Origin of the sequence: Mycobacterium liflandii, assembly GCF_022354805.1 — a bacterium.
GTDB lineage: Bacteria > Actinomycetota > Actinomycetes > Mycobacteriales > Mycobacteriaceae > Mycobacterium > Mycobacterium marinum.
In genome coordinates this window covers 3,747,262-3,760,231 of record NZ_CP023138.1, presented here as the reverse complement: position 1 = coordinate 3,760,231, position 12,970 = coordinate 3,747,262, and the positions used below count along the sequence as shown (strand labels likewise).

10 protein-coding genes are annotated in these 12,970 nt (G+C 65.9%); 8 read left to right on the top strand and 2 right to left on the bottom strand.

Going from position 1 to position 12,970, the window contains the following annotated elements; all coding sequences use genetic code 11:
- Window positions 1-28: 28 nt before the first annotated feature.
- Complete coding sequence (gene gabT, locus CKW46_RS16855) at window positions 29-1,369, bottom strand: 4-aminobutyrate--2-oxoglutarate transaminase (protein ID WP_482052161.1); 1,341 nt, start codon at window positions 1,367-1,369, stop codon at window positions 29-31.
- A 230-nt stretch (window positions 1,370-1,599) separates the two neighbouring features.
- Here gabT and yajC point away from each other — a divergent pair, with 230 nt between their 5' ends.
- From yajC to CKW46_RS16825, 6 genes are all read left to right on the top strand, one after another.
- On the top strand, window positions 1,600-1,932 hold the full coding sequence (gene yajC / locus CKW46_RS16850; RefSeq protein ID WP_015355869.1) for a preprotein translocase subunit YajC: 333 nt from the start codon (window positions 1,600-1,602) through the stop codon (window positions 1,930-1,932).
- 111 nt (window positions 1,933-2,043) lie between these two features.
- On the top strand, window positions 2,044-3,891 hold the full coding sequence (gene secD, locus CKW46_RS16845; RefSeq protein ID WP_482052160.1) for a protein translocase subunit SecD: 1,848 nt from the start codon (window positions 2,044-2,046) through the stop codon (window positions 3,889-3,891).
- Window positions 3,892-3,895: 4 nt separating this feature from the next.
- A complete protein-coding gene (gene secF, locus CKW46_RS16840; RefSeq protein WP_482052159.1) occupies window positions 3,896-5,236 on the top strand; it encodes a protein translocase subunit SecF in 1,341 nt (446 codons plus the stop codon).
- A gap of 5 nt (window positions 5,237-5,241) precedes the next feature.
- On the top strand, window positions 5,242-6,954 hold the full coding sequence (locus CKW46_RS16835) for an ABC transporter substrate-binding protein (RefSeq protein ID WP_482052158.1): 1,713 nt from the start codon (window positions 5,242-5,244) through the stop codon (window positions 6,952-6,954).
- A 43-nt stretch (window positions 6,955-6,997) separates the two neighbouring features.
- Window positions 6,998-7,504: an adenine phosphoribosyltransferase gene (locus CKW46_RS16830; protein WP_499019291.1), complete on the top strand. Its 507-nt coding sequence runs from the start codon at window positions 6,998-7,000 to the stop codon at window positions 7,502-7,504.
- A gap of 76 nt (window positions 7,505-7,580) precedes the next feature.
- Window positions 7,581-9,944, top strand: coding sequence for a RelA/SpoT family protein (locus CKW46_RS16825; protein ID WP_020787890.1), 2,364 nt, complete (start codon window positions 7,581-7,583; stop codon window positions 9,942-9,944).
- A 56-nt stretch (window positions 9,945-10,000) separates the two neighbouring features.
- Here CKW46_RS16825 and CKW46_RS16820 read toward each other — a convergent pair whose 3' ends face one another.
- Entirely contained in the window at window positions 10,001-10,888 is an 888-nt protein-coding gene (locus tag CKW46_RS16820) for a peptidylprolyl isomerase (RefSeq protein ID WP_482052157.1), read from the bottom strand.
- 140 nt (window positions 10,889-11,028) lie between these two features.
- Between CKW46_RS16820 and CKW46_RS16815 the strand changes: the two genes are divergently transcribed.
- Both CKW46_RS16815 and hisS read left to right on the top strand, forming a co-directional pair.
- Window positions 11,029-11,703 (top strand): MBL fold metallo-hydrolase, encoded by a 675-nt coding sequence (locus tag CKW46_RS16815; protein ID WP_015355864.1) that lies wholly within the window; start codon window positions 11,029-11,031, stop codon window positions 11,701-11,703.
- Entirely contained in the window at window positions 11,700-12,962 is a 1,263-nt protein-coding gene (gene hisS / locus CKW46_RS16810; protein ID WP_015355863.1) for a histidine--tRNA ligase, read from the top strand. Before CKW46_RS16815 ends, hisS begins: the two co-directional genes overlap by 4 nt.
- The last annotated feature ends 8 nt before the right edge of the window (window positions 12,963-12,970 follow it).

Sequence of the window (12,970 nt, the reverse complement as noted above, 5' to 3'; positions counted from 1 at the left end):
GGGTGTCGACGGATGGGGGACGGGCCGGCTAGAGGTCGGCCAGGATCTGGCACAGGATGTCGAGGCCTTCGGACAGCAGCTCGTCGCTGATCGTCAGTGGTGGCAGCAGCCGGATCACGTTGCCGAACATTCCGCACGTCAAGACAATTACGCCGGCAGCATGGGCGGCGGCGGCCAGCTTTTGGGTGAGCGCAGCGTCGGGTTCGGCAGTGCCCGATTTCACCAGCTCCATGGCGATCATGGCGCCGCGGCCGCGCACATCGCCGAGACGGTCATCGGCGGCTTGCAGGCGCAGCAATCGGTCCATCACCAGTCGTTCGATCTGGCGGGCCCGTTCGACCATGCCGTCGCGTTCGATCGTTTCGATGGTGGCCAGGGCCGCCGCACACGCGACCGGGTTGCCGCCGAAGGTGCCGCCCAAGCCGCTGGTGTGCGGGGCGTCCATGATCTCGGCCCGGCCGGTGACCGCCGACAAGGGGAATCCGTCGGCGATGCCTTTGGCGGTGACGATCAGGTCGGGCTCGACGTTCTCGTGGTCGCACGCGAACATGGCGCCGGTGCGGGCAAATCCGGTCTGCACCTCGTCGGCGATGAACACCACGTCGTTGTCGCGGCACCACCGCTGCAGCGCGGGCAGGAAACCGTCGGCCGGAACGATGAAGCCGCCCTCGCCCGCGATCGGTTCGATGATGACCGCGGCCAGGTTGGCGGCGCCGATCTGCTTGTCGATGAGGTTGATGGCGCGTTCGGCGGCAAGCTCACCGTCGGTGGCGATGTCTTTGTCGAGCAGGTTGTCCCGGTAGGGGTAGGACACCGGTGCGCGGTAGATCTCCGGCGCAAAGGGGCCGAAGCCGCTCTTGTACGGCATGGACTTGGCGGTCAGCGCCATCGTCAGGTTGGTGCGGCCGTGGTAGGCGTAGTCGAACGCGACCACGGCCTGCTTACGGGTGTGCGCGGGGGCGACCTTGATGGAGTTCTCCACCGCCTCGGCGCCGGAGTTGAACAGCACCGTCCGCTTCTCGCCGGAGCCCGGGGTGATCCGATTGAGCTGTTCGGCGACGGCCACGTAATGCTCGTAGGGGGTCACCATGAAGCAGGTGTGGGTGAACTGCTCCACCTGGTCCCGTACCGCGTCCACCACGCGGGGCGCCGAATTGCCGATAGTCGTGACGGCGATGCCGGAGCCGAGGTCGATCAGCCGGTTGCCGTCGGCGTCCTCCACGATTCCGCCACCCGCGCGAACCACGAACACCGGCAGGGTGACCCCGACGCCACCCGACACCGCCGCGGCCCGGCGCTTGTTGAGCTCCAACGACGCGGGGCCGGGGATTTCGGTGACCAAGAGACGACTTTGATCGAGGCTGGCCACGGGTGTTCTCCTCTCGCGCGGCGCGGGGGTCGCGTCGCGGGTAAAAGCGTATCTGCTCACCCCAGCCCGGCGATCCCTGTGGGGCGGGACGGCAATGGGGGCGGGTGCCCGTCGGGGTACGACCTGCGGGAATGGCAGACTGGACAGTTACGAGGCGCGCGAGCCCGGTGTCACGCTCGGCGCCGTCCTCGAATGCCGAGGGAATGCCGATTCGAAAGACAGGCGTGTTGATGGAGAGTTTCGTCCTATTTTTGCCGTTCCTGCTCATCATGGGCGGCTTCATGTACTTCGCCTCGCGACGGCAGCGCAAGGCCATGCAGGCCACCATTGACCTGCACGAGTCGCTCGAGCCTGGCGACCGGGTGCACACTACTTCTGGCCTACAGGCCACCGTCGTCGGCATCACCGAGGACACCGTCGACCTCGAGATCGCCCCCGGTGTGGTCACGACCTGGATGAAGCTGGCCGTACGCGACCGGATCCTGCCCGATGACGACTCCGACGGCGACCTCGATGCAGAAAGCCCAGAAATCTCGGAAAGCCACACAGCCAAGGAGCTGTGATCGGGGTTCGGGGTCCGAACATGGCAAGCCGCGTGCGTGACGCACGCGCCCCGCAGCGCCACGTAGGCTCTGTCGGGGGTAAGAACGGAATTTCAAGGAGATAAACGGAACGTGGCGTCGTCTTCTGCGCCGGTGCATCCTGCCCGCTACCTGTCGGTGTTTCTGGTCCTGTTGATCGGCGTCTACCTGCTGGTTTTCCTCACCGGGGACAAGAAGGCGGCCCCCAAACTGGGTATTGACCTGCAGGGCGGCACCCGGGTCACGCTGACCGCGCGGACCCCGGACGGCTCGGCCCCCAGCCGCGAGGCGCTGGCCCAGGCCCAGCAGATCATCAGCGCCCGGGTCAACGGGCTCGGTGTGTCTGGCTCCGAGGTCGTTGTGGACGGGGACAACCTGGTCATTACGGTTCCCGGAAACGACGGCAACGAAGCTCGCAACCTCGGGCAGACCGCACGGCTGTACATCCGGCCGGTGATGAACTCGATGCCTGCCCAGCCCGCTGCCCAAGAACCGCAGCAGGAACCGCAGCAGCCGGGCGGCACTGCGCCCGCCCCAGGCGGACCGGCGCCGAATGCGGGGCAACCGCCCGAATCCGGTGCTCCCGCTTCGCCGCAATCCGGCGCCCCGGCTGCCCCGCAATCGGGAATTCCGGGCCGCCCGGGGGCGCAGCCGCGGCCCTATCCGCAGGACCCACCGCCGTCGCCGGCTCCCGCTCCCAGCCCGGCCCCGACGGGCAGCCCCGCGCCACCCGCCACCGGGGCCCAGCAGCCGGCGGACTTGCCGCCGGGCGAAGAGCCCGCGCTGCCGGATCCGCGCAAGGATCTCGCTGAGCGGATTGCGCAGGAGAAGAAGTGGCGGCAGAGCACCAACCAGTACATCCAGATGGTCGCTCTGCAATTCGAGGCCACCCAGTGCGGCAAGGACGACATCCTGGCCGGGAACGATGACCCGAAGTTGCCCCTGGTGACCTGCTCCACCGACCACAAGACCGCCTACCTGCTGGCGCCGTCGATCATCAGCGGCGATCAGATTCAAAACGCCACCTCCGGAATGGATCAGCGCAGCATCGGCTACGTGGTGGATCTGCAGTTCAAGAGCCAGGCGGCCAACACCTGGGCTGACTACACGGCCGCTCACATCGGTACTCAGACCGCCTTCACCTTGGACTCGCAGGTCGTGAGCGCACCGCAGATTCTGGAGGCGATACCCGGCGGCCGGACCCAGATCAGTGGGGGAGAGCCACCATTTAACGCATCGACCGCACGCCAGCTGGCCAACGTCCTGAAATATGGTTCGCTGCCGCTGTCTTTCGAGTCGTCTGAGGCACAAACGGTTTCGGCGACACTGGGTTTGACGTCGCTGCGAGCGGGCCTGATCGCGGGCGCGATCGGTCTGGCGTTGGTGCTGCTCTACTCCCTGCTGTATTACCGGGTGCTAGGGTTGCTCACGGCGCTATCGCTAATCGCCTCTGGTGCAATGGTTTTCGCGATTCTGGTGTTGTTGGGTCGCTATATCAACTACACCCTTGACCTGGCGGGTATCGCGGGTCTGATCATCGGTATCGGCACCACCGCCGACTCGTTCGTGGTGTTCTTCGAACGAATCAAGGACGAGATCCGTGAGGGTCGTTCGTTCCGCTCGGCGGTGCCACGAGGTTGGGCGCGCGCCCGCAAGACGATCGTGTCGGGTAACGCGGTCACCTTCCTGGCCGCCGCGGTGCTGTACTTCCTGGCAATCGGGCAGGTGAAGGGTTTCGCATTCACGCTGGGCCTTACCACGATTCTGGACATCGTCGTGGTCTTCCTGGTGACCTGGCCGCTGGTCTACTTGGCCTCTAAGTCGCCACGGTTGGCGAAGCCGGCTTACAACGGCTTGGGTGCGGTTCAGCAGGTTGCTCGCGAACGGCGTGCCTCCGACTCGAGGACTCGATCGGGCATCGCGAAGACGGGACGGGGATAACGCCATGGCGTCGGAGACCAAGGCCGAAACCACAGCCAAAAACGACAAGAAGGGCGCTTCGGCGGTCGAACTCACCGAAGCCTCCGAGGGCTCGGCCGAACTGAGCGGCTCGGGCAGCGAGAAGGCCACTGGGCTGCCGCACCACAACCTGCTCTCCCGGCTCTACACCGGTACCGGGGCCTTCGAGGTGGTGGGACGGCGCAAGCTCTGGTACGGCATCAGCGGGGCGATCATGGCGATCGCGATCCTGAGCATCATCGTGCGCGGCTTCACGTTCGGGATCGATTTCAAGGGCGGCACCACGGTGTCGTTCCCGCGAGGCGACAGCCAGGTCACTCAGGTCGAAGAGGTTTTCCACAACGTCGTGGGCAGCGATCTCGAATCGGTCGTCACCGTGGGTAGCGGCGCTTCGGCGACCGTGCAGATCCGGTCCGAGACGCTGTCCAACGAACAGACGGAAAAGCTGCGCGACGCCCTGTTCGACGCGTTCCACCCCAAGGGGGCCGACGGCAAGCCCAGCAAGAAAGCCATCAGCGACGCCGCGGTATCGGAGACCTGGGGTGGGCAGATCACCAAGAAGGCGGTGATCGCCCTGGTGGTGTTCCTGGTGCTGGTCGCCATCTACATCACCGTGCGCTATGAGCGGTACATGACGATCTCGGCGATCGCGGCGATGATTTTCGACCTGACCGTCACCGCAGGGGTGTACTCCCTGGTGGGCTTCGAAGTCACCCCAGCCACCGTCATCGGACTGCTGACAATCCTCGGGTTCTCGCTCTATGACACCGTGATCGTGTTCGACAAGGTCGAAGAAAACACGCACGGCTTTCAGCACACCACTCGGCGCACCTTCGCCGAGCAGGCCAACCTGGCGGTGAACCAGACATTCATGCGCTCGATCAATACCAGCCTGATCTCCGTATTGCCGGTGCTGTCACTGATGGTGGTGGCGGTCTGGCTGCTGGGCGTCGGGACGTTGAAGGACCTGGCGCTGGTGCAGTTGATCGGCATCATTGTGGGCACCTACTCATCGATCTTCTTCGCCACTCCGTTGCTGGTGACCCTGCGTGAGCGCACCGAGCTGGTGCGGTCCCACACCCGCAAGGTGATCAAGCGTCGCACTCCGGCTTCGCGTGCGGCCGGCGAGCGCGCAGAAGCCGATGCCGAGTCGGGGCAGGAGCTCACCGAGACCACCGCCGCCGAGACATCGACAGAGACTGCGCGCCCGAATGAGAAGGCTGACGCGAAGCCGGCCGCATCGAACAAGCCGGCGCCAGGTGCGCGCCCGGTGCGCCCCACCGCTACCAAACGTCCGACCGGCAAGCGCAACGCCGGCCGTCGGTAGTCGCGATGGCCAGCTGTCGTCGTGAACGCAACTTCAGCCGGTGGTCGGGATTGCGCAACGTCCTGCGGCGCGGTTTCGGGGGCAATGGGCACAAGATCGCCGCTGTCGGCGTCGCCGCGCTGGCTGCGGCATCCTCGCTGAGCGCGTGCTCGGGTAGTGCGGCGGGGCAGATCGACTATGTGGTTGATGGTCCGCTGCCCACCTACAACACCAACACCGTCACCGGAGCCGCATCCGCCGGAGCGCAGGCATTTGCCCGAGTGCTGACGGGGTTCGGGTACCACGGACCCGACGGCCAGGTGGTGGCCGACCACGACTTCGGAACGATCTTGGTAGTGGGCGGCGCGCCCTTGGTGCTCGATTATCAAATCGCCGACGACGCCGTCTATTCCGATGGCAAGCAGGTGACTTGTGACGACCTGGTGCTGGCCTGGGCCGCAGAATCCGGGCGTTACGCGGGTTTCGATGCCGCAACGCAGGCCGGTTACGTCGACATCGCCAACATCGAATGCACGCCCGGGCAGAAGAAGGCCCGAGTGTCCTTCATCCCGGATCGCGCGGTCGTCGACTACGCCCAGCTGTTCACCGCGACATCATTGATGCCGTCGCACGTCCTGGCCGATGAGCTTGGCATCGACGTCACCGCGGCGCTGCTGGACAACAAGGCTCCCCAGGTGGAGCAGATCGCGCGACTGTGGAATACCACCTGGGATCTCAAGCGGGGTGTGGATCTCAAACACTTCCCGTCTTCGGGGCCGTACAAGATCGAGTCGATTCTCGACGATGGTGGCGTGGTGCTCGTCGCCAACGACCGTTGGTGGGGCGCCAAGGCGATCACCAAGCGGGTCATCGTCCGGCCGCAGGGGGCCGACATCCAAGACCGGGTCAACAATCGTGACGTCGACGTCGTCGACGTCGCGGCCGGGTCCTCGGGGACCTTGACCACCCCCGACAATTACCAGCGCACGGATTCGCCATCGGAGGGAATCCAACAGCTGATCTTCTCGCCGAAGGGGCCGCTGGCCGATGTTCGGAATCGTCGCGCCGTCGCGTTGTGTACGCCACGGGACGCGATTTCGCGCGACGCCGGAGTTCCGATCGCCAACTCGCGGCTCAATCCGGCCACCGAGGACGCCATCGCCGGGGCCGACGGCACCGCGGAGGGGGGCAAGTTCACCAAGGGTGATCCGGGCGCCGCACGCGATGCGCTCGGCGGTGCGCCGCTGACCCTGCGCATCGGCTACCACGGGCCCAATGCACGGCTGGCGGCCATCATCGGCGCCATCGCCAAATCGTGCGGGCCGGCCGGCATCTCGGTTTCTGATGTGACGCTGGACACAGCGGGGCCCGGGGCGCTTCGGGACGGCAAGATCGATGTTTTGCTGGCCAGTACCGGTGGGGCCTCCGGTAGCGGGTCCACGGGTTCGTCGTCGATGGATGCATATGACCTGCACAGCGGTAACGGAAACAACCTGTCGGGCTACGCAAATCCGCAAATTGACGGCATCATCAGTGCACTTGCGGTGTCCGCTGATCCGGCAGAGCGTGTCAGGTTGCTCGCCGAGGGGGCGCCGGTACTCTGGGATGAGATGCCAACGTTGCCGTTGTATCGGCAGGAGCGCACGTTGCTGATGTCAAAAAAGATGTATGCTGTGAGCAGGAATCCGACTCGCTGGGGGGCAGGCTGGAACATGGACCGATGGGCGTTGATGCAGTGACAGATTTAGTGGTAACTGGGCGGGGGGCGCCCCCGTCGCGGATCTGATCTCGTCGCTTACCAGGGACGTGGCAGATTTCCCCAAGCCTGGCATTCAGTTCAAGGATCTGACTCCGCTGTTTGCCGACCGTGAGGCGATGGCTGCGGTGATCGACGCGCTGGCCGACATTGCGGCCGGCACCGACCTGGTGGCCGGTATCGAGTCGCGTGGGTCGCTGGTTGCCGCGGCCCTGGCCGCACGCCTGGGCACCGGCGTGCTGTCCATTCGCAAGAGCGGCAAGCTGCCACCGCCGGTGCTCACCGAGGAATACGACAGGGAATATGGCGCTGCCAGCATGGAGATTCCCGCCGACAGCCTCGAGCTGCGGGGCCGCAGCGTGATGATCATCGATGATGTGTTGGCCACGGGTGGGACCCTCGGGGCGGCAACGCGCTTGCTGGAGCGCGCTGGCGCCAGGGTGACCTGGGCGGCGGTGGTGGTCGAACTGACGGCGCTGCGCGGTCGCGAGGCGATCGCGCCGTTGCGGGTGCACAGTCTGAGCCGGGCCTAGTCTGCGCCGGCAGCGGCCGAGAACTAGCGGGGCAAGTCCAACTTTGGAGATATCCTCTAGGTCGGAGGTGACGACGGTGGCCGATGACCAAAGCACGACGCAGGCAGTCGTGCCGTCCGTCGAGTCGCCACCGGTGGTAGAGGCGCCCGAGGCGGCGCCGGCTGAGACCCTCAAGACAACCAGCAGCGCCTCCCGTCGGGTGCGTGCCCGGCTGGCCCGCCGGATAACCGCTCAGCGCAGCGCCATCAACCCGGTTCTCGAGCCATTGGTGGCGGTGCACCGCGAGGTGTACCCCAAGGCCGACCTTTCGCTGCTGCAGCGGGCTTACGAGGTCGCCGACCAGCGCCACGCCGGCCAGTTCCGGCATTCCGGTGATCCTTACATCACCCACCCGCTGGCGGTTGCCAACATCCTGGCCGAGTTGGGCATGGACAGCACCACCCTGGTGGCGGCGCTGCTGCACGACACCGTCGAAGACACCGGATACACCCTCGAGGCGCTTTCCGAAGAGTTCGGCGAGGAGGTGGGCCATCTTGTCGACGGGGTGACCAAGCTGGACCGGGTCGTGCTCGGTAGCGCCGCCGAAGGCGAGACCATCCGCAAAATGATCACCGCCATGGCTCGCGATCCGCGGGTGCTGGTGATCAAGGTGGCCGACCGGTTGCACAACATGCGCACCATGCGCTTTCTGCCCCCGGAGAAGCAGGCACGCAAGGCCCGCGAGACATTGGAAGTCATTGCCCCCCTGGCGCATCGACTGGGGATGGCCAGCGTCAAGTGGGAGCTCGAAGACCTGTCGTTCGCCATCCTGCATCCCAAGAAGTATGACGAGATCGTGCGCCTGGTGGCCGGCCGAGCGCCGTCGCGCGACACCTACCTGGCCAAGGTCCGTGCCGAGATCATCGCCACGCTGAGTGCATCGAAGATCAAGGCCACCGTGGAGGGGCGCCCCAAGCACTATTGGTCGATCTACCAGAAGATGATCGTCAAGGGCCGCGACTTCGACGACATCCACGACCTGGTCGGCATCCGCATCCTGTGCGACGAGATCCGGGACTGCTATGCCGCTGTGGGCGTGGTGCATTCGCTGTGGCAGCCGATGGCGGGGCGGTTCAAGGACTACATCGCCCAGCCCAGATACGGTGTGTACCAGTCGTTGCACACCACCGTGGTCGGCCCGGAGGGCAAGCCGCTGGAGGTGCAGATCCGCACCCGCGACATGCACCGCACCGCCGAATACGGCATCGCCGCGCACTGGCGCTACAAAGAGGCCAAGGGCCGCAACGGTGTTCCCCATCCACATGCGGCAGCCGAGATCGACGACATGGCGTGGATGCGTCAACTGCTCGACTGGCAGCGGGAGGCCGCCGACCCGGGCGAGTTCCTGGAGTCGTTGCGTTACGACCTTGCCGTACAAGAGATTTTTGTGTTCACACCCAAGGGTGATGTCATCACCTTGCCCACCGGATCGACACCGGTGGACTTCGCCTATGCGGTGCACACCGAGGTTGGCCACCGCTGCATCGGCGCCAGGGTCAACGGGCGGCTGGTGGCACTGGAACGCCAGCTGGAAAACGGCGAAGTGGTAGAGGTTTTCACCTCCAAGGCGCCCAATGCCGGGCCATCGCGGGACTGGCAGCAGTTCGTCGTCTCGCCACGCGCCGAGACCAAGATCCGGCAGTGGTTCGCCAAAGAGCGGCGTGAGGAGGCGCTGGAGGCGGGTAAGGAGGCGATTGCGCGCGAAGTGCGCCGCGGTGGGCTTCCGTTGCAGCGCTTGGTCAATGGCGAGTCCATGGGGGCGGTTGCCCGTGAGCTGCACTACACCGATGTGTCGGCGCTCTACACCGCCATTGGCGAGGGGCACGTGTCTGCCCGCCATGCCATGCAACGGCTGCTGGCCGAGCTTGGCGGCATCGACCAGGCCGAGGAGGAGCTCGCCGAGCGGGCCACGCCGACCACCATCCCGCGCCGTCCGCGCAGCTCCGACGATGTCGGGGTCTCGGTGCCCGGTGCCCCGGGCGTAATGACCAAGCTGGCTAAGTGCTGCACACCGGTTCCCGGCGACAACATCATGGGTTTTGTGACCCGCGGTGGCGGAGTCAGCGTGCATCGCACCGACTGCACCAACGCGGAGTCGCTCAAACAGCAGTCCGAGCGCATTATCGAGGTGCATTGGGCGCCGTCGCCGTCGTCGGTGTTCCTGGTCGCCATTCAGGTGGAGGCACTGGACCGGCATCGGTTGCTGTCGGATGTGACCCGAGTGCTGGCCGACGAGAAGGTCAACATCCTGTCGGCGTCGGTGACCACCTCGGGTGACCGGGTGGCGATCAGCCGGTTCACCTTCGAAATGGGCGACCCCAAGCACCTGGGGCATCTACTCAACGTCGTGCGCAACGTGGAGGGCGTGTACGACGTCTACCGGGTGACTTCGGCCGCCTAGAGACGGCCTGGAGCCGCCTAGCGGCGGCTACCGAGGCCGTTCACGGCGCTTTCCGGCTAGTCGAGGAACACCGACTTGATGGTCACATCAAGTGCTGGCGGTCCTTCCTCGCCGCCACCGGCGACACCGGCCTTGGCGATCTTGTCCAGCGTTTCCAGCCCGTCGGCTTGGATGGTGCCGAACACGGTGTACTGCGGCGGTAGCTGCGAGTCGCGATAGACCATGAAGAACTGGCTGCTGTTGGTATCCGGGCCGGCATTGGCCATGGCCAGGGTGCCGCGCGGATAGATCACCGGCTGGCGCAGTGCCGGGTCGTTGGGCGGGTACTGGTCGGTGGGGTACTCGTTGGCGAATTGGTAACCCGGACCGCCCGTTCCGTCGCCCTTCGGGTCGCCGCACTGCAGCACCGACAGCGTCGGCGAGGTGGTCAGCCGATGGCACTTGGTGTCCTTGAAGAAGCCCTGCTGCGCCAGGCTGGCGAAACTGTTTACCGTACAAGGTGATTCGTTGTTGGCCAGCATGAGGCCGACCTTTCCTTGGCTGGTCATCATGCTCGCGCTCACCTGGGCCGGTTCGGTCGGCACCTTGCCCGACCGCGGCGGCTTGGCCGGCTTGGCGGCCTTGTCCGGGGATGCCGGGTATTGGCAGTTGGCACCGAGGTTGGCCGAAGGCTTGAACGCCGGCAGCGGCGGTACCGAGTCGTCGGCGGGTGCAGCGGCGGAGCTGGTCGGCTCGGAACTGCTGGGGCTCGCGGAGGCGGTGGTCTTGTGATCGCCCTTGTTGATCACCACAACGACCACTACGGCGGCGATCACGGCGACCGCGGCCACTGCGCTACCCACGATCATCAGGATCCGCCGGCGCTTGGCCTGCTTGGCGCGGCGCTCCAGCTGCCGCTCTAGTTTGCGCTTGGCTGTGGCACGTCGCTGCTGGTTGGTCGGCACGGCCGATGGCCTCCCTGCTTGTCCGGTGAATCGGGCCGAGTGGCCAGCCCAGGCTAATGTCAGCGCCGAAACCCTTGTCAAGCACCCCACGGTGTTGGCCCATATCGTCGCCGGTCCGCGGGAATGGGAAACTGGGAATCGTGTTGATCACCGGATTTCCCGCCGGCGTGTTGCAGTGCAATTGTTACGTGCTGGCCGAGCGGCCTGGAACGGACGCTATCATCGTCGACCCCGGCCAGCGTGCGATGGGCCAACTGCGTCGCATTCTGGACAAGAACCGGCTGACTCCGGTCGCGGTGTTGATCACCCACGGGCACATCGACCACATGTGGTCCGCTCAGAAGGTCTCGGATACGTTCGGCTGCCCGACCTACATCCATCCCGAGGACCGATTCATGCTCAAAGACCCCATCTACGGCCTGGGGCCGCGGGTGGCACAGCTGTTCGCCGGTGCCTTCTTCCGTGAGCCCAAACAGGTCGTCGAACTGGACCGCGACGGCGACAAGATCGACCTCGGCAACATCTGCGTCAACGTGGATCACACACCCGGGCACACCCGCGGATCGGTGTGCTTTCGGGTGCCGCAGGCGGCCAAAGATGACCGCGACGTCGTATTCACCGGCGACACGCTGTTCGAGCGCTCCATCGGCCGCTCCGATCTGTTCGGAGGCAGCGGCCGTGACCTGCTGCGTTCGATCGTCGACAAGCTGCTGGTGCTCGACGACAAGACCGTGGTGCTTCCCGGGCACGGCAACTCCACCAGCATCGGTGCCGAACGGCGCTTCAACCCGTTCCTGGAAGGGTTGAGCACGTGACGGAATTCTGTGCTCCCAAAGGCGTGCCGGACTACGTGCCACCGGACTCGGCGCAGTTTGTGGCGGTGCGCGACGGCCTGCTGACGGCCGCCCGCCGGGCCGGCTACGGCCACATCGAACTGCCGATCTTCGAGGACACCGCGCTGTTTGCCCGTGGCGTGGGTGAATCAACCGACGTGGTGTCCAAAGAGATGTACACGTTTGCCGACCGTGGTGACCGTTCGGTGACGCTGCGGCCCGAGGGCACCGCTGGGGTGGTGCGGGCGGTGATCGAACACGGCCTGGACCGTGGGGCGCTGCCGGTCAAGCTGTGTTACGCGGGTCCGTTCTTCCGCTACGAGCGTCCGCAGGCCGGCCGGTATCGCCAGTTGCAGCAGGTTGGCGTGGAGGCGATTGGGGTGGACGATCCGGCGCTGGACGCCGAGGTGATCGCCATCGCCGACGCGGGCTTCCGTTCGCTGGGGCTGGACGGGTTCCGGTTGGAAATCACTTCGCTCGGTGATGAGACCTGTCGGCCGCAGTACCGAGAACTGTTGCAGGAGTTTCTGTTCGGTTTGGACCTCGACGATGAGACCCGCCGGCGCGCTGCACTCAACCCATTGCGGGTGCTCGACGACAAGCGCCCGGAGGTGCGGGCGATGACCGCCGAGGCCCCGGTGCTGCTCGACCACCTCTCCGATGTCGCCAAGCAGCACTTTGACACGGTGCTGGCGCATCTGGACGCGCTCAGGGTGCCCTATGTCATCAACCCGCGCATGGTGCGCGGGCTCGACTACTACACCAAGACCACCTTCGAATTCGTGCACGACGGGTTGGGCGCACAGTCCGGCATCGGTGGCGGGGGCCGCTACGACGGCCTGATGAAGCAGTTGGGCGGGCAGGACCTGTCGGGCATCGGGTTCGGGCTGGGTGTCGATCGGACGATGCTGGCGTTGCGCGCCGAAGGCAAGAGCGTGGGGGAGAGCGCCCGCTGCGACGTGTTCGGGGTGCCATTGAGCGAGCAGGCGAAGCTGACGCTGGCGGTGCTGGCCGGGCAGCTCCGGGCCTCGGGTGTTCGCGTCGACCTCGCCTACGGTGACCGTGGGCTCAAGGGCGCGATGCGTGCGGCTGACCGCTCCGGTGCGCGCGTTGCGCTGGTCGCCGGGGATCGCGACATCGAGGCGGGCACGGTCGGGGTGAAGGACCTCGGTACCGGCGAGCAGGTATCGGTGTCGACGGATTCGGTTGTCGACGACGTGATTTCCAAGCTCGGACGCTAGCCCGGCCG